Source organism: Streptomyces atroolivaceus (assembly GCF_000717025.1).
Taxonomy (GTDB): domain Bacteria; phylum Actinomycetota; class Actinomycetes; order Streptomycetales; family Streptomycetaceae; genus Streptomyces; species Streptomyces atroolivaceus.
Window position 1 is genome coordinate 234,600 of the sequence record NZ_JNXG01000011.1, and the last position, 23,984, is coordinate 258,583.

The 23,984-nt window shown below is 71.4% G+C and carries 24 protein-coding genes; 10 read left to right on the forward strand and 14 right to left on the reverse strand.

What is annotated here, in order from left to right:
- Positions 1 to 378: 378 nt before the first annotated feature.
- Positions 379 to 1,254: an oxygenase MpaB family protein gene (locus tag OO67_RS21730; RefSeq protein WP_033302721.1), complete on the reverse strand. Its 876-nt coding sequence runs from the start codon at positions 1,252 to 1,254 to the stop codon at positions 379 to 381.
- Positions 1,251 to 1,508, reverse strand: a complete 258-nt coding sequence (locus OO67_RS21735) for a hypothetical protein (protein ID WP_033302722.1) — start codon at positions 1,506 to 1,508, stop codon at positions 1,251 to 1,253. The genes OO67_RS21730 and OO67_RS21735 overlap by 4 nt, the downstream gene beginning before the upstream one ends.
- A gap of 102 nt (positions 1,509 to 1,610) precedes the next feature.
- On the opposite strand from OO67_RS21735, the gene OO67_RS36945 reads away from it, so the two are divergent.
- From OO67_RS36945 to OO67_RS21745, 3 genes are read left to right on the forward strand one after another with little or no spacing between them, the layout of a single operon-like run.
- Complete coding sequence (locus tag OO67_RS36945) at positions 1,611 to 1,832, forward strand: hypothetical protein (protein WP_208861059.1); 222 nt, start codon at positions 1,611 to 1,613, stop codon at positions 1,830 to 1,832.
- Between the two features lie 31 nt (positions 1,833 to 1,863).
- Positions 1,864 to 2,742, forward strand: coding sequence for an oxygenase MpaB family protein (locus OO67_RS21740; protein WP_033302723.1), 879 nt, complete (start codon positions 1,864 to 1,866; stop codon positions 2,740 to 2,742).
- Positions 2,739 to 4,178 carry an aldehyde dehydrogenase family protein gene (locus OO67_RS21745; protein ID WP_033302724.1) on the forward strand — a complete coding sequence of 480 codons (1,440 nt, stop codon included), beginning with the start codon at positions 2,739 to 2,741 and terminating at the stop codon, positions 4,176 to 4,178. The genes OO67_RS21740 and OO67_RS21745 overlap by 4 nt, the downstream gene beginning before the upstream one ends.
- A 6-nt stretch (positions 4,179 to 4,184) precedes the next feature.
- Here the strand turns inward: OO67_RS21745 and OO67_RS21750 are convergent, their stop codons facing one another.
- Positions 4,185 to 4,817: a TetR/AcrR family transcriptional regulator gene (locus OO67_RS21750; RefSeq protein ID WP_033302725.1), complete on the reverse strand. Its 633-nt coding sequence runs from the start codon at positions 4,815 to 4,817 to the stop codon at positions 4,185 to 4,187.
- Positions 4,818 to 4,914: 97 nt separating this feature from the next.
- On the opposite strand from OO67_RS21750, the gene OO67_RS21755 reads away from it, so the two are divergent.
- Positions 4,915 to 6,078, forward strand: a complete 1,164-nt coding sequence (locus OO67_RS21755; protein WP_033302726.1) for an acyl-CoA dehydrogenase family protein — start codon at positions 4,915 to 4,917, stop codon at positions 6,076 to 6,078.
- 54 nt (positions 6,079 to 6,132) lie between these two features.
- On the opposite strand, the gene OO67_RS21760 is transcribed toward OO67_RS21755, so the two are convergent.
- Together OO67_RS21760 and OO67_RS21765 are read right to left on the reverse strand one after the other, a co-directional pair.
- The gene (locus tag OO67_RS21760; RefSeq protein ID WP_033302727.1) at positions 6,133 to 6,609 is read right to left on the reverse strand and encodes a macro domain-containing protein; all 477 of its coding nucleotides are present in this window, start codon (positions 6,607 to 6,609) and stop codon (positions 6,133 to 6,135) included.
- A gap of 40 nt (positions 6,610 to 6,649) precedes the next feature.
- The gene (locus OO67_RS21765) at positions 6,650 to 8,479 is read right to left on the reverse strand and encodes an AMP-dependent synthetase/ligase (RefSeq protein ID WP_051709648.1); all 1,830 of its coding nucleotides are present in this window, start codon (positions 8,477 to 8,479) and stop codon (positions 6,650 to 6,652) included.
- Positions 8,480 to 9,033: 554 nt separating this feature from the next.
- Here OO67_RS21765 and OO67_RS21770 point away from each other — a divergent pair.
- The gene (locus tag OO67_RS21770; RefSeq protein ID WP_033302728.1) at positions 9,034 to 9,774 is read left to right on the forward strand and encodes a MerR family transcriptional regulator; all 741 of its coding nucleotides are present in this window, start codon (positions 9,034 to 9,036) and stop codon (positions 9,772 to 9,774) included.
- A gap of 21 nt (positions 9,775 to 9,795) precedes the next feature.
- Here OO67_RS21770 and OO67_RS21775 read toward each other — a convergent pair whose 3' ends face one another.
- From OO67_RS21775 to OO67_RS21795, 5 genes are read right to left on the reverse strand one after another with little or no spacing between them, the layout of a single operon-like run.
- A complete protein-coding gene (locus OO67_RS21775) occupies positions 9,796 to 11,967 on the reverse strand; it encodes a 3-hydroxyacyl-CoA dehydrogenase NAD-binding domain-containing protein (protein ID WP_033302729.1) in 2,172 nt (723 codons plus the stop codon).
- Between the two features lie 39 nt (positions 11,968 to 12,006).
- Positions 12,007 to 13,221, reverse strand: a complete 1,215-nt coding sequence (locus OO67_RS21780) for an acetyl-CoA C-acetyltransferase (RefSeq protein WP_033302730.1) — start codon at positions 13,219 to 13,221, stop codon at positions 12,007 to 12,009.
- Between the two features lie 36 nt (positions 13,222 to 13,257).
- Positions 13,258 to 14,400 carry an acyl-CoA dehydrogenase family protein gene (locus OO67_RS21785; protein WP_033302731.1) on the reverse strand — a complete coding sequence of 381 codons (1,143 nt, stop codon included), beginning with the start codon at positions 14,398 to 14,400 and terminating at the stop codon, positions 13,258 to 13,260.
- A gap of 1 nt (position 14,401) precedes the next feature.
- The gene (locus OO67_RS21790; RefSeq protein WP_033302732.1) at positions 14,402 to 15,436 is read right to left on the reverse strand and encodes an LLM class F420-dependent oxidoreductase; all 1,035 of its coding nucleotides are present in this window, start codon (positions 15,434 to 15,436) and stop codon (positions 14,402 to 14,404) included.
- Positions 15,436 to 16,587, reverse strand: a complete 1,152-nt coding sequence (locus OO67_RS21795) for a CaiB/BaiF CoA transferase family protein (protein ID WP_051709651.1) — start codon at positions 16,585 to 16,587, stop codon at positions 15,436 to 15,438. The genes OO67_RS21790 and OO67_RS21795 overlap by 1 nt, the downstream gene beginning before the upstream one ends.
- A 204-nt stretch (positions 16,588 to 16,791) precedes the next feature.
- Here OO67_RS21795 and OO67_RS21800 point away from each other — a divergent pair, with 204 nt between their 5' ends.
- Positions 16,792 to 17,982 carry a saccharopine dehydrogenase family protein gene (locus OO67_RS21800; RefSeq protein ID WP_033302734.1) on the forward strand — a complete coding sequence of 397 codons (1,191 nt, stop codon included), beginning with the start codon at positions 16,792 to 16,794 and terminating at the stop codon, positions 17,980 to 17,982.
- A 26-nt stretch (positions 17,983 to 18,008) separates the two neighbouring features.
- Here OO67_RS21800 and mmpA read toward each other — a convergent pair whose 3' ends face one another.
- Together mmpA and OO67_RS21805 are read right to left on the reverse strand one after the other, a co-directional pair.
- The gene (gene mmpA, locus OO67_RS40515) at positions 18,009 to 18,155 is read right to left on the reverse strand and encodes a morphogenic membrane protein MmpA (protein ID WP_382055998.1); all 147 of its coding nucleotides are present in this window, start codon (positions 18,153 to 18,155) and stop codon (positions 18,009 to 18,011) included.
- A gap of 85 nt (positions 18,156 to 18,240) precedes the next feature.
- The gene (locus OO67_RS21805; RefSeq protein WP_033302735.1) at positions 18,241 to 18,918 is read right to left on the reverse strand and encodes an endonuclease V; all 678 of its coding nucleotides are present in this window, start codon (positions 18,916 to 18,918) and stop codon (positions 18,241 to 18,243) included.
- A gap of 36 nt (positions 18,919 to 18,954) precedes the next feature.
- On the opposite strand from OO67_RS21805, the gene OO67_RS21810 reads away from it, so the two are divergent.
- The gene (locus OO67_RS21810; RefSeq protein ID WP_033302736.1) at positions 18,955 to 19,254 is read left to right on the forward strand and encodes a YciI family protein; all 300 of its coding nucleotides are present in this window, start codon (positions 18,955 to 18,957) and stop codon (positions 19,252 to 19,254) included.
- Here OO67_RS21810 and OO67_RS21815 read toward each other — a convergent pair.
- On the reverse strand, positions 19,251 to 19,850 hold the full coding sequence (locus OO67_RS21815) for a sugar O-acetyltransferase (RefSeq protein ID WP_033302737.1): 600 nt from the start codon (positions 19,848 to 19,850) through the stop codon (positions 19,251 to 19,253). The two genes, OO67_RS21810 and OO67_RS21815, sit on opposite strands and share 4 nt — an antisense overlap.
- 87 nt (positions 19,851 to 19,937) lie before the next feature.
- The gene (locus tag OO67_RS21820) at positions 19,938 to 21,023 is read right to left on the reverse strand and encodes a WD40/YVTN/BNR-like repeat-containing protein (RefSeq protein ID WP_033302738.1); all 1,086 of its coding nucleotides are present in this window, start codon (positions 21,021 to 21,023) and stop codon (positions 19,938 to 19,940) included.
- A 184-nt stretch (positions 21,024 to 21,207) separates the two neighbouring features.
- On the opposite strand from OO67_RS21820, the gene ssgD reads away from it, so the two are divergent.
- The 3 genes from ssgD to OO67_RS21835 all read left to right on the forward strand — a co-directional run bounded on the left by ssgD (position 21,208) and on the right by OO67_RS21835 (position 23,872).
- Complete coding sequence (gene ssgD, locus OO67_RS21825) at positions 21,208 to 21,624, forward strand: spore wall synthesis regulator SsgD (RefSeq protein WP_033302739.1); 417 nt, start codon at positions 21,208 to 21,210, stop codon at positions 21,622 to 21,624.
- Positions 21,625 to 21,863: 239 nt separating this feature from the next.
- On the forward strand, positions 21,864 to 22,841 hold the full coding sequence (locus OO67_RS21830) for an acyl-ACP desaturase (RefSeq protein WP_033302740.1): 978 nt from the start codon (positions 21,864 to 21,866) through the stop codon (positions 22,839 to 22,841).
- A gap of 128 nt (positions 22,842 to 22,969) precedes the next feature.
- Complete coding sequence (locus tag OO67_RS21835) at positions 22,970 to 23,872, forward strand: chitosanase (RefSeq protein ID WP_382056000.1); 903 nt, start codon at positions 22,970 to 22,972, stop codon at positions 23,870 to 23,872.
- Positions 23,873 to 23,984 lie beyond the last annotated feature (112 nt).

A 23,984-nucleotide genomic window follows, 5' to 3' on the forward strand; every position in this document is an offset into this window, starting at 1 on the left:
AGCCGTTCCTCCCGGACCGCACGCACAGGGGTGTGCCCCGTGCCGCGACGGTGACGAGCTGTGCGGCAGCCCGGATCAGGCGGTCAGGGTGGCCGCGTTCGGGCCGAACCGCAGTCCGGTCGCGACGATCCGGCCGGCTTCCGCCGTTCCCCGGCAGGCGCGCGCATGAGGAGCGGCCTATGCCGACCCCGGACCGGTCCGCCGGGCCTCGGCCTGAGACCCGGCGGCCGGCCGGGCCCGGGAGGGTTCCGCCTCGCGGGGGGCGAGGACCGGGTGCGAGGTGCCGAGGCCGGTCGGCGGCGCGACGCTCCGCCCGGAGTCCGGCCGGCCGCGAGCGGCGGGCTCGCTCCTGGCCGGTGGGTCACACGCCCGGGAGGGTCACGCCCGCCCGCCCGGCCGTCCGCCGCCGGCCCTCCACCCGGCCCGCGCCGACCGGGCGAGCGGGAGATAGCGCAGCCTCTCGGGGAGCAGGGGCACGACGCGCCGCACCACGGCACCGAAGCGCCGCAGGCGGCGCTCCTGCTCCGGCGTCCAGTCGAGCCCGATGGCGTCGCGGGCGTCCGGCGGCATCAGCCCGATGGTGATGAAGCTGCGGAACCGCGCCAGGGGCGGCAGGAGCACCGGCCACAGCGCCTTGAGGAGCAGCCGCGGTACGAGCGGCCCCCGGTCGGGCGGCGGGACGGGAACATCCGTGGCCACCAGTTCGCGTACGACGACGGTCGCCTCCACCTCGTCGGCCAGCATCGTGCGGTAATAGGGCCAGAACTCCTCGATCGTCTGCGGCATGTCCCGGTCGTGGATGCCCAGGATCCGGCCGACCTGGAGCCACTCCCGGTACAGGGCGCGTTCCTGTGCGTCGGTGAGCGGACGGACCAGGTAGCGCGACGCGTGCCGGTAGACGGGGAATCCGGTGGCGTGCACCCACGCGTAGTTCGCGGGCGTGAGCGCGTGGTAAGGGCGGCCCCGGGTGTCGGTCCCCTGGATCGTCCGGTGCAGCTTACGGAGCCGGCGCCCCTCCTCGGCGGCCGCCTCTCCCCCGTACACCCAGAGCTGGAGCGAGCTCAGGGACCGCTCTCCGCGCCCCCAGGGGTCCGTACGGAAGACCGAGTGGTCGTCGACGCCGGCGCCGACGGCCGGGTGCGCGACCTGGAGGGTGAGGGCGGCGGGCAGCATCAGCAGTCCGCGGATGTCGCCCGCGAGGCTCCACAGGACGCCGCCCGGCGGGGGCGGTACGGGCTCTCCTGTGCTGGTCACGCGGGTGCTCCCAAGGGTCGGCGGGTGCTCGGGCCGGTGCCGGGCCCGTGTGTGTTCCAGTATGCGATCGCGAGCGCGCCGGCGACCCGCAGGGGCGGCGGGGCCAGCTTCACGAGCACCCGCACCAGCCGGGTGAAGCGGCGCGGGGCGCGCTCCTCGCGAGGGCGGGCGTCTCCGGAGTAGCGCCGTGCGGCACCGCCCCGGAGTGGCGCCCTGACGGCGGAGGGGGGTGCGGCGCCCTTGCCCATGTCCATGCGGGCTCCCTTCTTCGAATCCGTGTAGCAGTGTTGACGCGCCCCGTGAAACAAGTCAATAGTATTTGTAACTTTGACTCCCAGGGGCGAGGGGACCGGCAAATGACTGGCACGGGAGGCGAGTTGGGGCCGGAGGGTCGCACCCGCCGGAAGAGATCAGCCCTGATGTTCCTCCCGTCGGTGGGCGCGGTCGTCATCGCGCTGACCCAGGGCGCGCTGGCCGCGTCGTTCGCGGTGTCCGGGAAGAACTTCAAGGTTTCGGCCGAGGAGACCAACGGCTCGGGGATCTCGAGCACCGGCCTCACCGCGGGCCCCCGTACCTGAACGGCCGTACCGACAGGAGAGGTTGCACACCATGGGCCGCTACAGCCGACTGCGCGAGATCCGCCGGATGGATCCCGCCCGCGACTGCGCCGAGATTCTCCGGCTGATGTCCCAGTACGAATTCCCGTGGGACTACCGTCAGGGCATCAGCGTCGCCTTCCTGCGCGACTACGGCGTACCGCGGATCTCCGTACTGCTCGACCGCACCCAGGAGTTCGAGCGCAACGGCCAGAAACGCTACGACGACACCGTCCTGTTCGGATACGAGATGGCGGCGGACGGCTTCGACTCCGAGCGCGCCCGGGCCGCGGCCCGCCACCTCAACCGGATCCACGGGAAGTACCGCATACCGAACGAGGACTACCTCTATGTACTGGCGACCACGGTCGTCGGCCCCAAGCGCTGGATCGACCGGTTCGGGTGGCGGCCCCTGTGTGCGCAGGAGGCGGCTGCGCTGGCGGAGGTGGGGCGGCGCATGGCCGCGATGATGGGAATCGAGGGGGCACCGGACACCTACGAGGGGTTCGAGCGGCTGCTCGACTCCTACGAGGACCGGATGTTCGCGTACGACCCCGCGAACCGCCGTGTCGCCAACGCCACCTTCCGGGTCATGGCCGCCTGGTACCCGGCTCCGCTCCGCCCCCTGGTGGCCAGGTTCTCGCTCGCCCTGCTGGACGAGCCGCTGCTGCGGGCGCTGGGCTTCCCGGCGCAGCCCCGGTGGGTGCGGGCGGCGGCCCCACGCCTGGTGCGCGCCCGGTCGCACGGCGTGCGGCTGCTGCCCGCCCGGCCCCGGTGGCTGCCTTCCCGGCCCCGGCCGCGCAGTTACCCCTTCGGATACCAGCTCGACGATCTCGGCCCGCACTGGGCGCAGAGCCGCCCGTTGGAACCCCTGCCCATGGAGAAGTCATGACGACCGGAACCGACCGTGCCGTGCACGGCATCGAGGACATCCGCGCCGCGGTTGCGCGGGCCAGGAGCGCCGGCGGGGCCTGGACCGCGTCCGGGTGGCGGGAACGGCGCGCCGCTCTGCTGCTGTGGAAGCGTGAACTTGCCGGCCGTGCCGACGAGTTCGCCGAGGTGATCGCGGCCGAGACCGGGAAGCCGGTGCAGGACGCCCGCTCCGAGGTGCTGCTGACACTGGTCCATCTGGACTGGGCGGCACGCAACGCCCGCCGGGTGCTGGGCAGGCGGCGGGTGTCGTCCGGACTGCTGTCGATCCACCAGCGGGCGCTGCTGGCCTACCGCCCGCTCGGGGTGATCGGCGTCATCGGACCGTGGAACTACCCGCTCTACACGCCGATGGGCTCGATCGGCTACGCCCTCGCGGCGGGCAACGCCGTGGTGTTCAAGCCGTCGGAACTCACCCCGGGGGTGGGGCTGCTGCTGGCCCGCAGCTTCGGGGAGGCCGTACCGGGCCACGCGGATCTGCTGCAGGCGGTCACCGGCCCGGGTTCCACCGGTGCCGCCCTGGCCGGAGCGGATGGACCTGCCGGTGTGGACAAGGTCGCCTTCACCGGCTCGCCCGGCACCGCCCGCAAGGTCGCGGCGGCCTGCGCCGCCACCCTCACGCCGCTGCTCGCCGAGTGCGGGGGCAAGGACGCGGTGCTGGTCGCGGCGGACGCCGATCTGGACGCGGCGGCCGACGCGATCGTGTGGGGTGCGATGGGCAACGCCGGACAGACCTGCGCCGGCGTGGAGCGGGTGTACGCCGTGGCATCGGTGCACGAGGAGCTGTGCTCCCGCATCGTGAGCCGGGCGCGGGCACTGGCGCCGGGTGACGCCTACGGCCCGCTCACCCTGCCCTCCCAGCTCGGTGTGGTGGAACGCCACGTGAAGCAGGCCCTGGTGGACGGAGGCACGGCCAGACTGGGCGGACCCGACGCCCTGAGGGCGAGTGTGCTCGGGCCGGTGGTGCTGTCGGACGTGCCGGAGGATTCACCGGCCGTGACGGAGGAGACCTTCGGCCCGGTCGTCGTGGTGAACCGGGTACGCGACATGGACGAGGCCGTGGAGCGGGCCAACGCCTCGGCCTACTCGCTGGGCGCCGCCGTGTTCACCCGCTCCCGGGCAGCCGGACTCGCCGTGGCCGGGCGCCTCGGCTCGGGCGCCGTGTCGGTGAACTCGGTGCTGGGCTTCGCGGCGATCCCCTCACTGCCGTTCGGTGGCGCGGGCGAGTCGGGGTACGGGCGGATCCACGGCGAGGAGGGGCTGCGGGCCTTCGCCGCGCCGCACTCGGTCACCGTACGGCGGTTCGCACCGGTGGTGGACCTGACGTCGTTCTCGACGCCCCGGGAGAAGGTCGCCCGGGCCGTCGAGCTGGGCAGGAAGCTGCACGCGCGGTTCTGACGGCGGTCACCCGGCGCTGAGCAGCGGGACCAGATAGCGGCGGGCGAAGGCGCGCACCTGCTCGTCGTCGTCGAGCTCGAAGCAGCTCACCGGGTTGAGGAGGAAGGAGACGGTGATCCGCACCATCAGTTCGGCGACCGGTGTCGGATCCGTCTCCGGCCGCCCTTCGGCACGCTGGGCGTGGCGGAGCCGGTCCGCCAGATATCCCCGCATCGCCAGGAAGGCGGGGCCGCTCTCCAGCGTGAGGAAGGGGAGCATGATCTCCGGCTCCAGCCTCAGCAGTCCGCCCACCAGCGGGTGTTCGCGGATGTGCTTGAGGACGGCGACGAAGCCGGCCACGAGCCGGTCCTCCATGGTGGGCAGCGCGGCCACCGCCTCGTCGACGTCCGAGACGAACCTGCGGTACTCCCGCAGCAGGCAGGCCGAGACGAGGTTGTCCTTGTTGCCGATCCGGCGGTACACGGTGACCCGCGAGACCTTGGCGCGCTTCGCCACGTCGTCGACGGTCGAACGGCGCAGCCCGAAGGTCATGAACTGCTCGCGCGCCGCGTCCAGGATCTGTTCGCTCAGCGCGTCGGAAGGTGGCGTCTCTCCGAGCGCCCTGGCCAGCAGTGTCTCGTCGGTACCCGATGCCGCCATGAGCCCTCCCCGTCCGTTGTCACCACTCAACCATATCGACGACGCAACAGTGTTACCTAGTCCGCTTCTTTGTAACCCCCCTTTCCGGAGGTCCTCCATGTCCACCACCCACGCCCTCCCGCGGTCGCTCTCCTCCGAGCAGAGGGCATTCGTCACGGCCCTGCGCGACTTCGCCCGGCGCGAGTGCGGTACGCGTGAGCAGCGCGACGCACTGGCCGCGGAGGCGGGCGGTCCGCACGCCCCTTCGCTCTACGCCCGGCTCGCGGAGCTCGGCTGGCTCGGTGTGTGCCTGCCCGAGGCCTACGGCGGCTCGGGCGGCGGGATGACGGATGCCTGCCTCTTCCTGCGGGAGACCTCGCGCGGCCTCCTGCCCGCGGGCGGGTTCATCACCTCGGTGATCACGGCGAAGGCGTACGAGCGTTTCGGCAGCGAGGCCCAGTGCAAGGCGGCGATCGGCGGTGCGGTGGCCGGACAGGTGCTGTCGATCGCGATGTCGGAGCCGGACGCGGGATCCGACGTGGCGGCGCTGCGCTGCCGGGCGGAGCGCACGCCGGACGGCGGCTGGCTGGTCAACGGCCACAAGACGTGGATCTCCAACGCGCATCTGGCCGAGCACATCCTGCTGGTGGCCAGGACCGGCGCGAGCGGCGCGAAGCACCAGGGGCTGACCATGTTCCATGTCCCGGCCGCTACGCCCGGGATCGGGATCCGGCCGATCGAGACGATGGGCGGCCATGAGGTCAACGACGTCTTCTTCACCGATCTCAGGCTGCCGGCCGACGCCGTGGTCGGCACGGCCGACCGCGCGTGGACCCAGCTGATGGCCGGGCTGAACGCGGAGCGGCTCTTCCTCGCGGCGAACATGCTGGGTCTGGCGGAGCGGATCCTGGACGACACCGTCGCGTACGTACGCGGACGCGAGCAGTTCGGCCGCCCGGTCGGCTCCTTCCAGGCCCTGCGGCACCGGCTGGCCGACCTGGCGACCGAGATCGAGTGTGCACGGCTCCTGGTCTTCGACGTGGCGGCGGCCTGCGACGCCGAGCCGGGGAAGCTGTTCCCCCGCGAGGCGTCCATGGCGAAGCTCAAGGCCACCGAGACGGCGAGGCACGCGGCGCTGGAGGGCATGCAGATGATGGGCGGCTACGGCTACGCGACCGAGTACGACATGGAGCGCCACCTGCGGGCGGCGGTCGTGTCGACGGTGTACGGCGGCACGAGTGAGATCCAGCGCGACATCATCGGCAAGAGCTACGGCCTCTGAGGCCACCGCACCGGGTGCCCTCCCCTTGCGCGAGGGCACCCCGCCGGGCGGCCCTCATCCGTGGTCGTACACCGTGACCGCGATGCCGCGGCTCACCAGCCGCTCGGTGATCAGAGGTTCGACCCTGGCCCAGGTGCCGCCCGCCAGCCCGCAGCCGATCCGGGGCATGTGGACGGAGGCTCCCAGCTCGGCGGCCCTGGCGGCCACCTTGTCCAGACCGGCGTCGATCGCCTCGTAACGCACCGGCACACCCTTGCTGCCGGTGCGTGTCCCCCGCTGGCCCACGATGTTCGCCACCCAGACGTACGGCTCGACCTGGACGAACTGCGCGGCTCCCAGCCCGAAGTCGTTGCCCGAGCGCTCGCGGTGCCAGCGCCGGTAGGCGGCTTCGGGCCCCGGCCAGCGGCGGGAGACCGCCAGGACGAAGCCCTTGCCCCAGCCGCCCAGGTCGTTGCAGACGTGCACGATCAGCTTGACGCCCTTCGCCTGGGGCGCGGTGGCGTCCCCCCGTACGTACGTGATCCCCGACATGTCCCCACCGTATGTTCCGTCACTGACAACGGGCCGCCGGTCAGGCCCCGTCCTCCCCGTACAGCGCGTCGAGAACCTCGCCGTACTGGTCGCGGATCACCCGGCGGCGGAGCTTCAGGGAGGGGGTCAGTTCACCGGTCTCCGGGCCCCACTCACCGGCCAGCACCCGGTAGCGCTTGATCTGTTCCGTGCGGTTCAGCCGGGCGTTGGCCGCGTCGACGGCGCGCGCGATCTCCTCCAGCACGGCCGGGTGGCCGGCCGGGTCGCCCTCGATGCCGCGGGCCGCCGCCCAGGCCGGTGTCATCTCCGCGTCGAGCACGAGCAGGGCGACCAGGTAGGAACGACCGTCGCCGTGGACGAGGGCCTGTCCGATCAACGGGTGTTCCTTGAGCGTGTTCTCGACGAGGGCCGGCGAGACGTTCTTGCCCGTCGAGGTGATGATCATTTCCTTCTTGCGGTCGGTGAGCCAGAGGTAGCCGTCGTCGTCGACATGGCCGATGTCCCCGGTCGCGAACCAGCCGTCCGCGTCGAGCGCCCCGTCCACCGTGCCGTCGGCCAGCAGGTATCCGGTGAACACCGTCTCGCCCCGGACGAGGATCTCCCCGTCGTCGGCGATCCGGAGCTCCAGGCCCTCCAGCGGGCGCCCCACCGAACCGAGACGGAAGGCCGACGGGCTGTTGGTGGTGAACACGCCGACGGTCTCGGTGAGTCCCCAGGCGTCCATGACGACGATGCCGAAGCCCGCCCAGAAGCGCACCACGTCGAGTGGCATCGGTGCGGAGGCGCTGGCCGTCCACACCAGCCGCTCGAACCCCGCCAGCGTGAGCAGGGGGTCCAGGACGGTCTCCTTGGCCGCCCGGTAGGCGGCCTCCAGGCCGGCGGACGGCCGCTCGCCCCTTTCCCGGCAGGCCACATGCTCACGGGCGGTCGCGCTCGCCTCCTCGATCGCGGTCCGCTGTTCCTCCGGAAGCGTCGCCAGGGCCGCCCGCACGGACGCGGCGAGCTTCTCCCACACCCGGGGTACGCCGAAGAACTGAGCGGGGTGCAGGGCGCGTGCCGTGGCGGCGACGGCGGCGGCGTCCGCGCAGAGGTGGACGTGCGAGGCCCGGAAGACCGGCAGGTAGATTCCCAGCATCCGCTCCGCGATGTGGGCGAACGGGAGGTAGCAGATGTGCTCGACGTGGTCCGGGAGCTCCACCACCCGGTCCAGGGCGAGTGCGTTGACCACCACGCTGCGGTGGGTGATCGGGACGGCCTTCGGGTCGCCGGTCGTGCCCGAGGTGTAGACGACCGTCAGCGGGTCCTGGGCGCGGGTCTCCCGCCAGCCCTTGTCGAAGGCATCCTCGCTCCGCAGACGCTCGCCCGTCCCGCGCAGCGAGCCGTACGACCGGTGCTGCCCGGCGTCGGCCGGCTCCACGACCACGAGCTCCTCCAGCGGTACGGAGGCGTCCGCCAGCAGGGGCTCCCAGCGCTCCCGTTCCCTGGCCCCCTCGACGATCGCGAGCCTGGCGCGGCTGTGCCGGGCGATGTGGGCGATCTGGCCGGGCGCCGCGGTGCCGTACACGCTGACAGGGACGGCGCCGAGATGGGTGAGGGCCAGGTCGCTGAGCCAGTGCTCGGCCCGGTTGCCCATCATCATGAGGACCTGTTCGCCGCGTTCCACCCCGAGTGCGCTGTAGCCGGCGGCGAGCACGGCCGCTTCGTGGCGTACTTCCCGCCAGGTGAGGGTGGTCCATCCGCCGTCGTCCCCGGCGTCCCTCGCGCGCCAGGAGAGGGCCGGGCGGTCCCCGTGGTCCTCGGCGTTGCGCAGCAGCAGGGCTGGGATCGTGAGTCGCTCGGGTTCGGTGGGAAGTCGCAGGATCGTGGTCACGGCCGCCTCCTGTCCGTTCGGCCGGACCCGTGCGGTCCGTACCGGGGGTGGGACTGCGCTTCGATGCTGCCGGACACTTTCACAACAGTGGTGCGACAGCAATACTGTTGCACCTGATTGGTACAACACCCTCGGTGCACGGGGCCGCCCCTGTGCGACGACGCGCCGGGGCCCGCTCAACGGCCTCTCGAGGGCGGAGGGTTCGCAATCGGGACGGTCCACGACCGGCCGGCGGACCACGCCCTCGGCCTCTTCGAGACCGAGCAGGGCCGGTAGGGACGACTCCACGGGGCCAACCCGGCTCCGGGCGAGGAGGCCCTCCCGTCCCGTCCGGCTCTCGTGGCCCCCCGTCCCGCGTCGTCCACGCGGGCCGTCACACTGTCCGCAGACGTGTGGAACGAACCGCGCCCCCGTGCGCAGACTCCTCCTCGCGGTCGTCGGATCCGGCGGCCGTCGGAGCCGGGCACTTTCACAACAGTGGTGCGACAGCAATACTGTTGCACCTGATCGACCCAGGCCCGTCCGGACGGGCCTGTAAGCGACAAGGAGCAGCCATGGCGAGCGGGACGGACGAACCGACGCTGACCGTCGACGAACTGGCGGCGCGCGCGGGAGTCACCGTGCGCACCGTGCGCTTCTACAGCACGAGAGGCCTGCTGCCGCCTCCGGTGATCGGGCCCCGGCGCGTCGGGCACTACGGGCACGACCACCTGTCACGGCTGGCCCTGATCGAGGAACTCCAGCACCAGGGCATGACGCTGGCCGCCATCGAGCGCTACCTCCAGCAGTTGCCGCCCGACCTGAGCGCGCAGGACCTCGCGATCCACCGGGCCCTGGTGGCCTCCTGGGCTCCGGACTCCGCCGAGGACATGGAGCGCGCCGAGCTGGAACGACGTGCGGGCAGGCCTCTCGGCGCGCAGGACGTGGACCGGCTCGCGGCCATGGGGGTCCTGGAGCGCCCCCGGACACCCGGCGGGCCGTTCCGCGTGGACCCCGGTCTGCTGCGGCTCGGCGTGGAGCTCCTGGAGGTGCCCATCGCGCACGAGACGATCCTGGCCGCGCGCACGGTACTGCTGGAGCACACCCGCTCGGCCGCCCACGAGCTGAGCCGGCTGTTCCGGGACGAGGTGTGGCACCCCTACCGGGAGCGCGAGTCCGACCCGGAACACGTCAAGGCGATGAAGTCACTCTCGGCCCACATGCAGCCGATGGTGCTCCAGGCGCTGCTGACCGCCTTCCAGCGGTCGTTGAAGGAGGAGCTGCGGGCCGCGTTCACCACGGGTGAGAAGGAGTGAACACGGCCCGCGGGGCCGCGGTCAGTCGTGGAAGGTCTCGCCCCTGGCCGCCTTCTCCAGCAGGAGCCCGGACGGCAGGAAGCGGTCCCCGTAGCGCTCGGCGAGCTGCCGGGCGCGCGCCACGAAGCCCGGCAGGCCGCCTTCGTACCCGTTGATGTACTGGAGCACGCCACCGGTCCAGGCGGGGAAGCCGATGCCCATGATGGAACCGATGTTGGCGTCGGCGACGGTCATGAGGACGTTCTCCTCCAGGCAGCGGACACTGTCCAGTGCCTCGGAGAAGAGCATCCGCTCCTTCATGTCCTCGAACGGGATCTCGGTGCCGGGCTTCGTGAAGTGCTCACGCAGGCCCGGCCAGAGCGCACCCCGCCTGCCGTCCTCGCCGTACTCGTAGAAGCCCGCTCCCCCGCTGCGGCCGGGCCGCCCGAACTCGTCGACCATCCGGTCGACGACCTCGTCCGCGGGGTGCGTGGCCCAGGTGCCGCCCGCCTCCTCGACGGCGCGCCGGGTCTCGTTGCGGATCTTGCGGGGCAGGGTGAGCGTCAGCTCGTCCATGAGGGACAGCACCTTGGCCGGGTAGCCGGCCTGCGCCGCCGCCTGTTCGACCGACGCGGGTTCCACGCCCTCGCCGACCATCGCGACGCCCTCGTTGATGAAGTGGCCGATGACGCGCGAGGTGAAGAAGCCCCGCGAGTCGTTGACCACGATCGGGGTCTTCTTGATCCGGCGGACCAGGTCGAAGGCGCGGGCCAGCGCCTCGTCGCCGGTCTTCTCGCCCTTGATGATCTCGACGAGCGGCATCTTGTCGACGGGCGAGAAGAAGTGCAGTCCGATGAAGTCGACGGGCCTGCTGACACCTTCGGCCAGCACGGTGATGGGCAGCGTCGAGGTGTTGGAGCAGAGCAGCGCGTCGGGGTCGACGATGTCCTGGATCTCCTGGAACACCTTGTGCTTGAGCGCGGTGTCCTCGAAGACCGCCTCGATCACGGCGTCGCACCCCGCGAGGTCGGCCGGGTCTCCGGTCGGGGTGATGCGGGCCAGCAGCTCGTCCCGCTTCGCCTCGGTCGTGCGGCCCCGGGAGAGTGCCTTGGCGAGGAGCTTCTCGCTGTAGGCCTTGCCCTTGGCCGCAGCCTCGGTGGTGACGTCCTTGAGGACGACGTCGATGCCCGCGCGTGCGCAGGAGTAGGCGATGCCCGCGCCCATCATCCCGGCGCCGAGCACGGCCACCTTGCGGACCTGGCGCTCCTGGACGCCCTCCGGGCGGCTGGCGCCGGAGTTGACGGCCTGGAGGTCGAAGAAGAACGCCTGGATCATGTTCTTCGCGACCTGGCCGGTGACCAGTTCGGTGAAGTAGCGCGCCTCGATGGTCTGCGCGGTCTCGAAGTCGACCTGCGCCCCCTCGACGGCCGCGGCCATGATGTTGCGGGGCGCGGGCATGGGTGCGCCCGCGAGCTGCTTCTTCAGGTTGGCGGGGAAGGCGGGCAGGTTGGCCGCGAACTTCGGGTGCGACGGGGTACCACCGGGGATCCGGTAGCCCTTGACGTCCCAGGGCTGCTGGGATTCGGGGTTGGCGTCGATGAAGGCGCGGGCCTTGTCGAGCATCTCCTCACGGCTGCCGGCGACCTCGTGGACGAGGCCGTTCTCCAGCGCTCGCCGCGGGGTGTACTGGGTCCCCTGGAGGAGCACCTTCAGCAGGGCGTCGGCGATGCCCATCAGGCGTACGGTGCGGGTGACTCCGCCTCCGGCGGGCAGCAGGCCGAGGGTGACCTCGGGCAGGCCGATGCGGGAGCCGGGGGCGTCCAGGGCGATGCGGTGGTGGGCGGCGAGCGCGATCTCGTAACCGCCGCCGAGGGCGGCGCCGTTGATGGCGGCGACGACCGGCTTGCCCAGGGTCTCGATGCGGCGCAGCGACGCCTTGATGGCGGTGCCGGCGTCGAACGCCGCCTGGGCGTTCTCGGGACCGATCTTGATCATGTCCTTGAGGTCGCCGCCCGCGAAGAAGGTCTTCTTGGCGGAGGTGTAGATGATCCCCCGGATGGAGTCCTTCTCGGCCTCTGCGCGTTCGGCGACGGCGGCGATGGACTCCTTGAAGCCCTGGTTCATCGTGTTGGCGGACTGGGCGGGATCGTCGAGTACGAGGGTGACGACGCCGGTCTCGTCCTGTTCCCAGCGAATGGTCGTGCTCTCGGTCATTGCGTGTCTTCTCCGTAAGCAGAAGGGGCCGGGGGCAGGTCAGAGACGCTCGACGACGGTGGCGATGCCCATACCGCCGCCGACGCAGAGGGTGGCGAGACCGTAGCGCTTGTCCTGCCGCTCCAGTTCGTCGATGAGCGTGCCGAGGATCATCGCGCCGGTCGCGCCGAGCGGGTGGCCGAGCGCGATGGCGCCACCGTTGACGTTGACCTTGTCGAGCGAGAGGCCCATGTCCCGGGCGAAGCGCAGGACGACTCCCGCGAAGGCCTCGTTGATCTCGACGAGGTCGATGTCGTCGATGGTGAGTCCTGCCTTGGCCAGCGCCTTGCGGGTGGCGGGGGCGGGGCCGGTGAGCATGATGGTCGGCTCGGAACCGGACACGGCGGCGGAGACGATACGGGCCCGCGGGGTGAGGCCGTAGCGCTCGCCGGTCTCCTTGGAGCCGATCGCGACGAGGGCGGCACCGTCCACGATCCCGGAGGAGTTGCCCGCGTGGTGGACGTGGTCGATCTTCTCGACCCAGTGGTACTTCTGGAGGGCCACGGCGTCGAAGCCGCCCATCTCACCGATCGCGGCGAACGAGGGCTTGAGGGAGGCGAGCGAGTCGGCGGTGGTGCCGGGGCGCATGTGCTCGTCGTGGTCGAGGACGAGCAGGCCGTTCCGGTCCCTGACGGGGACGACGGAACGGGCGAAGCGCTCCTCCTTCCAGGCGATCGCGGCGCGCTCCTGGGACAGGGCGGCGTACTCGTCGACGTCCCTGCGCGAGAAGCCCTCGATGGTGGCGATGAGGTCGGCCCCGATGCCCTGCGGGGCGAAGCCGGTCTCGAAGCTGGTCATCGGGTCCATCGCCCAGGCTCCGCCGTCGGAGCCCATGGGGACCCGGGACATCGATTCGACGCCGCCGGCCAGGACCAGGTCCTCCCAGCCCGAACGGACCTTGGCTGCGGCCAGGTTGACCGCCTCGAGGCCGGAGGCGCAGAAGCGGTTCTCCTGCACACCGGCGACGGTGTCCGGGAGGCCCGCGGCGATCGCGGCGATCCGGGCGATGTCGGAGCCCTGGTCACCGAGCGGGCTGACGACCCCGAGGACGATGTCGTCGACGGCCGCCGGGTCGAGGCCGGGGAAACGGTCACGGATCTCGTGGATGAGGCCGACGACGAGGTCGATCGGCTTGGTGCCGTGCAGGGCGCCGTTGGCCTTGCCGCGGCCGCGCGGGGTGCGGATCGCGTCGTAGACGAATGCTTCGGTACTCAAGGCGGCTGCCTTTCGGGGTCGGTGCGGGCAGGGAGGTCAGGAGAGGAGCGAACGGCCGATGATCTCCTTCATGATCTCGGTCGTCCCGCCGTAGATGGTCTGGATACGGCCGTCGGTGAAGGCCTTCGCGACCCGGTACTCGGTCATGTACCCATATCCGCCGTGGAGTTGGAGACAGCGGTCGGCCACCCGCTTCTGCAGCTCGGTGGCCCACCACTTGGCCATCGAGGCGTGGACGGCATCGAGCGTCCCTTCGGAGTGGTCGACGATGCACCGGTCGAGGAAGGTCCGGGTGACGGCGCACTCGGTGGCCATCTCGGCGATCTCGAAGCGGATGTGCTGGAGCTTGGAGAGCGGGCGCCCGAAGGCCTCGCGCTCCTTGACGTAGCGGGTGGTGATCTCCAGGAGGTACTCGGCGGCGGCGATGCCGGCGACCGCTATGCCCATGCGCTCCTGGGCCAGATTGGTCATGAGGTGCAGGAAGGCCCCGTCGCGCTCGCCGAGGAGGTTCTCCTTGGGGACGCGTACGTCGTTGAAGAACAGTTCGGCGGTGTCCTGGGACTTCTGTCCGATCTTGTCGAGGTTACGGCCCCGCTCGAAGCCTTCGGCTCCGCGCTCGACGACGAGCAGGGAGAGGCCCTTCGCCCCGCCCTCCGGTGAGGTCTTGGCCACGACGATCACCAGGTCGGCCAGGATGCCGTTGGAGATGAAGGTCTTCGAGCCGTTGAGGAGCCAGTGGTCGCCCTTGTCCTCGGCGCTGGTGCGGATGCCCTGGAGATCGGAGCCTGCACCGGGTTCCGTCATGGCGATGGCGGTGATGGTCTCACCACTGCAGAAGCGGGGCAGCCAGCGCCGCTTCTGTTCCTCGGTGCCGAGACCGGTGAGGTAGGGGCCGATGATGTCGTTGTGCAGGCCGAGCGCCAGCCCGGACACCCCGGCCCGGGTGAACTCCTCGGCGATCACGGCGCTGTAGCGGAAGTCGGCGTTGCCGCCGCCCCCGTACTCCTCCGGGACTGCGAGGCCGAGCAGCCCCTGCCGGCCGGCCGCGAGCCAGGCCTCGCGCGAGACGATCCCGTCCTTCTCCCACTGCTCGTAGTGCGGGAGGACCTCCTTGGCAAGGAAGGTCCGGACGGTCTCGCGGAACGCGTCGTGCTCCTCGGTGAAGATCTGCCGCTGCACTTCAAGCCCCCTGGAGCCAGTTCTTGACGGTGGAGATCAGCCGCGCCGGCTCGGGGCCGACGGGCGTGACGTTGAGCATGGTGACCCCGGCCTCACGGAAGGCCTCCAGGCGGTCGCGTACGTAGCCTTCGGGGCCGCAGAGCGTCATGAGCTCGCAGAACTCGTCCGGGACGGCGGCCTCGGCCTCCCTCTTCTTCCCGGAGAGGTAGAGCTCCTGGATGGTGGCAGCCTCCTTCTCGTAGCCGTAGGCGACGGCGAGGTCGTTGTAGAAGTTCTTGCCCGGCGCGCCCATGCCGCCGACGTACAGCGCGATCTGCGGGCGGGCGAGGTCCCTGACGGCGGCCGCGTCGTCGCCGATGGCCAGCAGCCCGCCCGCGACGGTCTGCAGGGGACCGAGCCGCGGATCGCGCTTCGCCGCCCCCTCGGCCAGGGCCGTGCCCCAGACCTGCTGGGCCTTCTCCGGGATGTAGAGGGTGGGCAGCCAGCCGTCGGCGATCTCGGCGGTCAGCCGGACGTTGGCGGGGCCGAGGGAGGCGACGTAGAGAGGGATGGTGTCACGCACCGGCCGGGTCAGGATCTTCAGCGGCTTGCCGAGCTTTCCGCCCTTCTCCTTCGGCAGCGGCATGTCGGTGATGCCGTGGTGGTCGATGACCTCGCGGCGCCAGATACGGCGGCAGAGCTCCACGGTCTCCCGGGTCCGGCCGAGCGGCTTGTCGTAGGGCTTGCCGTGCCAGCCCTCGATCACCTGCGGGCCCGAGGCGCCCAGTCCGAGCAGGGCGCGGCCGCCCGACACCGCGTCCAGTCCGGCGCCGGTCTGGGCGATGAGGGCCGGGGTGCGGGAGTAGACGTTGAGGATCGCCGCGCCGATCTTCAGGCGTTCGGTGCGGGCGGCGAGGTAGCCCATGAGGGTGGGCGAGTCGAAGCCGTACGCCTCGGCGACCCAGACTGCGTCGAGTCCGGCGGACTCGAGTGCGGCGACCTCGTCACAGGCGGCGCGCGGGTCACCCGCGTAGTTCAGCGGCAGGGAGAGTTCCATCAGCCGGTCGTGTCCTTCCCGGTGGTCAGCAGGCCCGGCAGGTCCCAGTCGGCGGCGACGGCCTCGGTGTCCGCTCCGGGCAGGGCGGGCCCGCTGCGTACGGAGACGGGCGTCGCGGAGAAACGGGGTGCGGGGGCGGGCTGGGTGAGGCCGCTGTGCTCCACGTAGGTGGAGCGGGCGGCGAGGTGGGGGTGGCGGGGTGCCTCTCGGAGCGAGAGGACGGGGGCCACACAGGCGTCCGCCCCCTCGAAGATCTCGGTCCACTCGGCTCGCGTACGGGTGCTGAACCGGTCGGCGACCAGGGCGCGCAGTTCCTCCCAGCGTCCGAAGTCGTTGCGGTCGGGGGCCTCGGCCCCGATTCCGAGGAGCTCGGCGAACTCCTCGTAGAAGCGCGGCTCCAGGGCCCCGACCGCCATGTACCGGCCGTCGGAGGTCTCGTACGACCCGTAGAACGGGCAGCCTCCGTCGAGGAGGTTGGTGCCGCGCCGGTCCTGCCAGCTGCCGGCCGCCAGCATGCCGTGGATCATGGTGGCGAGATGGGCCGATCCGTCGACGATGGCCGCGTCGACGACCTGCCCGGTTCCGCCGGGCGTACGGGCGTGCTGGAGGGCTGCGAGCACGCCGACGGCGAGGTAGAGCGAGCCGCCCGCGTAGTCGCCGAGCAGGTTGGCCGGGACGGTGGGCGCCTCGCCGGATCTGCCGATCATGGACAGGGTGCCGCTGAGGGCGATGTAGCCGATGTCGTGTCCCGCGCGCGGGGCCAGCGGCCCGTCCTGGCCCCAGCCGGTCATCCGTCCGTAGACGAGCCGCGGGTTGCGTTCCAGGCAGGCGTCCGGGCCCACACCGAGGCGTTCGGCGACCCCCGGCCGGTAGCCCTCGATCAACACGTCGGCGCGCTCGACGAGGTCGAGGACCTGCCCGGCCCCGCCCTCGGCCTTCAGGTCGACGAGAACCGACCGCTTGTTGCGGTTGGTGAGGTCGAAGGCGGGTTCGATCCCGATCACCGAGCCACCGGGCCGGTCGACGCGCACCACATCGGCCCCGAGGTCGGCGAGGAGCATCGCGGCGAACGGCCCGGGTCCGATACCGGCCAGTTCGACGACGCGCACCCCGGTCAGCGGGCCCTGCGGTCCGTGTCCTGTCGTTGCCATCAAGCCCCCAGCGGTGTGACACAACTGATGTAACATCGATGATGCTAAGAACGGACCGCAATCCGCACAACCCTTTTGGCCGAGCAAGCGCTTAGCACTTTCCCCGGATCCTCTCGCACCGAAGCCCGACCGGCCGTGCGGCACCACCGACACCTCCGCTAGCCTCTGCCTGCTACATCGGCGCCGGCCCCTGCGGAGGCACGCATGAACAGGCAGAACGGGGCAGAACGCCCTTACGACGTCGTCCTTTTCGGAGCCACCGGCTTCGTGGGGGCGCTCACCGCCGGATATCTCGCCGCACACGCGCCGGACGGCTGCCGCTGGGCCCTGGCCGGCCGAAGCCGCCGCAAGCTGGAGCAGCTGCGCGACCGCCTCGCCGCGAGCCACCCGCACTGCGCGGACCTGCCCCTGCTCACGGCCGACGCGGACGACGCCGGCGGACTGCGCGAACTCGCCGAGTCCTCGCACGTGGTGGCGTCGACCGTCGGCCCGTACGTCTGGTACGGGGAGAAGCTGGTCGCCGCCTGCGCCGAGGCCGGGACGGACTACACCGACCTCACCGGGGAGGCCGAGTTCGTCGACCGGATGTACCTGCGGCACGACGGCCGGGCGCGCGAGACCGGGTCCCGCCTCGTGCATGCCTGTGGCTTCGACTCCGTTCCGCACGATCTCGGCGCCTACTTCACCGTCAAGCAGCTTCCCGAGGGCGTCCCGTTGACCGTGGACGGATACGTCCGCACGAACGCCGTCTTCTCCGGCGGCACGTTCGCCTCGGCCCTCACCGCCATGGGCCGCGGCCCACAGATGATGCGGGCCGCGCGGGAACGGCGTCTGCACGAGCCGCGCCTGGTCGGCCGCCGGGCCCGCGCCCCGCAGGGGGCACCGCACTTCAGCCCGGAGACCGGCACCTGGGCCCTGCCTCTGCCGACTCTGGACCCCCGTGTGGTGGAGCGGTCCGCGCGGGGCCTGGAGCGCTACGGTCCCGACTTCCGCTACCGGCACTTCGCCTCGGTGAAACACCTGCCCGTGGCGCTCGGCGGCACGGCCGCCATGGGGCTGCTGGTGGGAGCCGCCCAGGTCCCTGCCGCGCGGCACTGGCTCTCGGCCCGGGTCGAACCCGGTACGGGGCCCGGTGAGCAGCGCAGGAAGCGCAGCTGGTTCACGGTCCGCTTCATCGGGGAGGGCGGCGGCCGGCAGGTCTGGACGGAGGTGTCGGGCGGCGACCCGGGCTACGACGAGACGGCGAAGATGCTGGCCGAGGCGGCGCTGGCCCTCGCACTCGACGACCTCCCGGCGACGTCGGGTCAGGTCACGACGGCCGTGGCGATGGGCGATGCCCTGCTGCAGCGGCTGCAGGCGGCCGGGCTGCGCTTCCGGGTGGCGGCGGTGCGCTGATCACGGAGGGCGGCGGCCGCCCGCGGTCAGAGCATCCAGGACGCCAGCGTGACGACCATGGACACGGTCCAGGCGGTTCCCGCCAGGACGCCCAAGGTCATGCCCACGGCGACGCCGCGCTGGGAAAGACGTACGGTTCCGGTGCTCATCCGAGGTGCGTGGTGGTCGATCATGTGTACCAGCCTGCCCCTGATGTTCGACAACCAACATCCGTATTCGTACTCAGTCGGCAACAGATGCCGGAGCGGGGGGTCCCCGTCAGCCGGTCGCCTCCCGGAGAGCGGACCGGCACAGCGCGTCCGCCCTGCGCGTCGTCTCCGGCTGACGGAAGTCACGTGCCAGCGCGAGCGTGTGGGCGCAGGCGTTGTCCAGGCCCGTGCGGTGCCCGACGGAGACGAAGACGGGCTTGGTGGCGTCCTGCGTACGCAAGGCCCGGCCCACTTCCTCGTTCCCGTCCATCAGCGGGGTGAAGTCGCCCCGCAGGGGCCCGGGTTGCTCGTAGCGGAAGGTGAAGGGGTTCTTCGCGACGCCGATGACCGGCAGGCCGGTGAGGACGCCGAGGTGGCTGGCGAGGCCGAACCTGCGCGGGTGGGCCAGCCCGTAGCCGTCGCAGACGACGAGACCCGGGTCCACCGGCAGGCCTTCCAGCGCGGCCAGGACGGCCGGAATCTCCCGGAAGGCGAGGAGCCCGGGGACGTACGGGAACGTCACACGGCCGTCGGCGGTGGATTCGGCCACCACCTCCAGCGTCGCCGCGTCCAGCACGACAGCCGCCGCGACGACGAGATCCCGCTCGTCGTCGTAGGCGACGTCGACCCCGGTCACCCGGCCGGTCCCCGGCGGCGGCCCGGATTCGTCCAGCACCACCCGTGCGCGCAACGCGTCCTGGACGGCGCGGGCTTCGGCCTCGTCGGCGGGCATCCGGAAAGTCGTCATGACGGGCCAGTCTAGGCAGCCGGGTAGCCTGCGATCATGTTCGTACTCGAGTTGACCTACACCGCACCGGTCGAGCACGTCGACGCCCTCATGCCGGAGCACATCAGCTGGCTGGACGCCCAGTACGCGGCCGGGGTGTTCATCGCCTCCGGACGCAAGAACCCCCGCGACGGCGGTGTGATCCTGGCCGTGGGTGACGACCGTGCCGAGATCGAGAGGATCGCGGCCTCCGACCCCTTCGCGGCCCACGAGGTCTGCGCCTACCGGATCACGGAGTTCCTGGCGACGAAGACCTCGGACGCCCTCGCGCCGTACCGGCAGCAGCTGCCCGGCTAGAGCGCGCCCCGGGTGGTCAGGTCCTCGTCCGTGATGGGGCGGACCACCCGGCAGGGTGCCCCGAGCGCGACGGTCATCGGGGGGATGGTGCGGCTGACGACGCTGCCGGCGCCGATGACCGACCCGTATCCGACACGGACTCCGGGCAGGACCACCACGTTGCTGCCGATCCACACCTTGTCCTCGATCACGATCGGTTCGGAGAACCGGCCGAAGTCGGCGCGTCGCGAGGGGTGCACCGGGTGTCCCGTGGTGGTCAGCGTCACGCTGGGAGCGATCATGACGCCGTCGCCTATGTGGATGTCCACGTCGTCGACGAACGTCAGGTTGACGTTCCCGAAGAAGTCGTCGCCGATGTGGACGTTGCTGCCGAACCCGGCGTGGAACGGCGGCAGCAGCACCGTGCGTTCGCCGACGGAGCCGAGGATCTCGACGAGCAGCGACCGACGCCTGTCCTCCTGGCCCGGGGGTGTCCGGTTGTACTCGAAGATCTGCTCCGCGCGGCGCCGTGGGGCCAGGAAGGCCGCTTCGGACTCGGTGTACACGAGCCCCTTGGCGATCCGGCCGAGAACTTCCTCCTGGTGAGCGTCCGTCACAGCGGATCGGTCCCTTCGTCCGTCTTCCCCGGGCACAGCCGTACCCGGGGCCCCCGTCGGTCGCGGGTGACCGATGTCTCCGGGCCGCTACCGCAGCCGCGCGACCCGTCCCTTCTCGCCCGCCGCCCAGCAGCCGCCGCCCGGTGCGCAGTCGACCGTGTCGTACGAGCCGGTGTCCACGGTCCGCCAGGTGCGCCCGCCGTCCCTTGTGACATCGGTACCGGCCGGACCCACGGCGAGGGCCGAACGCCGGCTGTGCGGCAGCCACGTGACCCCGGAACGGTAGGCGGGTGGCGGGGCGGCCGCGCTCCGCCAGCTCCGGCCGCCGTCCCCGGTGACGGACGCGGCGTCCGGGGACGCCTGGCCCGCGCGGTAGTCGCCGCCGACCGCGATGCCGTGCGTACGGTCCAGGAAGGCCACGCCGAAAACGCCACGCGCCGGATCACCGGCCGGGATCCGCGACGCCGCTTCGGTCCAGGTCAGGCCGCGGTCCTCGGAGTGCAGCACCCGGGCGGTCGCCGCACCGCCGGTGGCGAGCCATACGTCCTTCCTGCCCGCGCTGACCAGGCACTGGCCACTCGCCGCGAAGCCCGCCTCGCCGGGCTGCGCCGCGGGCATCCCCGCGTCCGGCAGCACCCGCCAGTTCCGCCCGCCGTCCGACGTCGACAGGATGCGGAACTTCCCGTCCACCGGGTCGCTCAGCGCGAGGCCGTGACGGCTGTCGAAGAAGGTCAGACAGTCGTAGAACGCCCGCTCGTCGGTGTTACGGAAGGACTCCGTCCAGCTCGCGCCCCCGTCCTCGGTACGGAAGACCCGGGACGCCTCGCCCTCGCCGATGGCGAGGGCGACGGCCCGCCGCCTGTCGAAGGCCTCGATGTCGCGGAACTCCAGTCCGGCCGCACCGGCCGGCGAGACGTCGCGCCAGTGCCTTCCGCCGTCCGTGGTGCGCAGCACCGTGCCCCCGGAGCCCGCGACCCAGGCGGCGTCGCGGCCGACAGCGGCGAGCCCGCGGAAGCGCGCGTCCGTTCCCGTCGCGGCGAGCGCCCATTCCGGGTCACGGCCCTGGTGCCCTTCCGGCACGGCCTGCGCCGACGGTGCGGCCAGGGCCGCTGCCACCGCCGCACCGCAAAGACCCAGCGCCCACAGCCTTCTGGTCTTCCCCATGGCCCTCATGGCGCTGGAAGCTAACCCACCCGTGGACGGACGTCCAGGGTGCGCCGTGCGAAACGGGGCAGTTGATCAGGGGGCGGTGAATGCGGTGACGCAGCTCACGCCACCCGCCAGTGCACGGATGAAGGCGTTCCGTCGTCTACTCCAATGCCGGGAACCGTTCGTCCGAGGCGAGAGGGAGCAGGTCTTGTCCAGCGTTATCGAGCAGTCCGTGCAGGCCCGTATGGTCGCGTCCGCGCCGCGCATGGAGACCCTGCCGGCCACTCTGCACTACGACCGCAAGGACCCCTTCGCCGTCCGCATGGCGTTCCCGGCTCCGGCGACCCTGGAAGGCACCGAGGTCTCGTGGGAGTTCTCCCGCGAGCTGCTCGCCACAGGCATGGACGCGCCGGCCGGGGTCGGCGACGTGCGGGTCCGGCCGTTCGGGTACGACCGCACGGTGCTGGAGTTCCACGCCGTCGAGGGCATCGCGATGGTGCACGTGCGGACGTCCGAGCTGCGCCGTTTCCTGAAACGGGCGCAGGACCTGGTCCCTGTGGGTGACGAGTACCGCTTCATGGACCTGGACACCGATCTGGGCGACCTGTTGGGCGGGGCCTCCTGAGCGGGGCGTCCCGAGCCGGACGGGGCCGGACCCCGGGACAGTGGTCCCGGACAGCACTGCCGGGATCACGGTCGAGGATGCCTCGCTCACCGGCCCGTACACGCCCTCGACCTGCGAGGATGACGGGGGGTGAGCACGCGTCGCGAGGACCGGGCTTGGCTGTGCCCTTACCGCCGCCTTAACCTACGGTCACGTAACCTACGAAGCCGTAGGTAATTCTCCCGTCCCCAGGAGCCCCCGTGACAATCGCCTCTCCCCATCTCGGCAGTTCGAAGGCGTGGACAGACGCCCAGCTGCTGTACGCACTGGAAGAGGTGGTGGAGAAGGAACTCAACCGCCATCTCAAGGTCGCCAAGGACTGGATGCCCCACGAGTACGTGCCGTTCTCCGACGGCCGCAACTTCCCCGGCCTCTTCGAGGACGGGGAGGCCTGGGAGACCAGCCAGTCCAAGGTCACCGACATCGGGCGCATCGCCCTCGTCGTGAACCTGCTGACCGAGGACAACCTCCCCAGTTACCACCACGAGATCGCCTCGCTCTTCGGCCGCGACGGCGCCTGGGGCACCTGGGTGCATCGCTGGACCGCGGAGGAGGGCCGGCACGGCATCGTGATGCGCGACTACCTGCTCACCTCGCGCGCCGTGGACCCGGACAAGCTGGAGCAGTTCCGCATGGCGCACATGGCGGAGGGTTTCGAGTCCGACAACCGTCACTCGATGCTGCACTCCGTGGCCTACGTGGCGTTCCAGGAGCTCGCGACCCGCGTCTCGCACCGCAACACCGGTCACCAGTCGGGCGACCCCGTCTGCGACCGGATGCTGGCCCGGATCGCGACCGACGAGAACCTGCACATGGTCTTCTACCGCAATCTGCTGGGCGCCGCCTTCGAGCTCGCCCCGGACCTCACGATGCAGTCCGTGCGTGACGTGGTCGTCAACTTCCGGATGCCGGGGCACGGCATGCCCGGCTTCGAGCGCGCCGCCGCGCAGATGGCGATCGGCGAGATCTACAACATGCGCATCCACCACGACGACGTGATCCAGCCCGTCCTGCGGTACCTGAAGGTCCTCGACATCGACGGGCTCGGCCCGGAGGGCCTGAAGGCGCAGGAGGAGCTCGGGCTGTACATGAGCGGCCTCGACAGCGAGGCGTCGAAGTTCGACGCGAAGCTGGCGGCCCGCAAGGCCCGCATGGAAGCCAGGGCCGCCCAGGCCTGATCTGTTCACACCCGCCCGGACGGGCTCGGGATCCGCTCCCCGACCCGCCGGACCGAGGCGGCGCGCCCATCCTGCGCGCGTCGCCTCTCCGCGCCAGGCTGACCCCATGGCTTCACTGAACGTACTCTGTGCCGGTGAAACCTGTGACGCGTCTTGTTCTCTTCGGTGCACCGATCGCCATCGTCGCTTCGATCCTGTTCAGTGGCGGCGACTCCGAACCGCCCTCGATCACGCGGACGAGCGGGCCCGAGAAGCCGGGCACGGCAAAGCCGGAAGCGGCCGGACAGGCCGACGAGCACACCGAGGAGATCGACGCGCTGCCGCCCGGCCTCGCGGCTCCGTCGATGAAGGAGACCGCGTCCCGTCTGGTGGCCAGTGCGGAGGCGTCCACCCTGGACTGGCGCAGCCAGTACGGTGCGATCGAGGACGTGGGCGACGGCACCGGCTACACCGCCGGCATAGTCGGTTTCTGTTCCGGGACGAACGACATGCTGCAGCTGGTCGAGGCGTACACCGAGAAGCATCCGGGCAATCCGCTCGCCCCGTTCCTCCCCGCCCTGCGCGCCGTCGACGGCACCGACTCGCACGAGGGTCTGGATCCCGGCTTCACGGACGCCTGGCGCGAGGCGGCGGAGGACCCGGCCTTCCGGGCCGCCCAGGACGCGACCCGCGACCGGCTGTACTTCGAGCCGGCGGTCCGGCTGGCGAAGATGGACGGCCTCGGCACCCTGGGGCAGTTCATCTACTACGACGCGATGGTCCTGCACGGGCCCGGTGTCGGGGCGGACGGCTTCTACGGCATCCGCGACGCCGCGATGGGATCCGCGGACACGGCCGCCGAGGGCGGTGACGAGGCCGCGTACCTGGACGCCTTCCTCGACGAGAGCCGGTCGGCGATCAGGGCCCGGAAGGTGCAGCGGGACACGACCCGGATCGACACCGCGCAGCGCGTGTTCCTGCGCGAGGGCAACCTGGGGCTGAGGAAGCCCCTGGTGTGGCAGGTGTACGGCGAGACCTTCCGGATCACGTGACGGGCCACCTGTCCGGTGAGCACGTGACGGGACCTCCTGCCCGGGAGCACGTGGCGGGCCACCTGTCCGGTGAGCACGTGACGGGACCCCCTGCCCGGGAGCACGTGGCGGA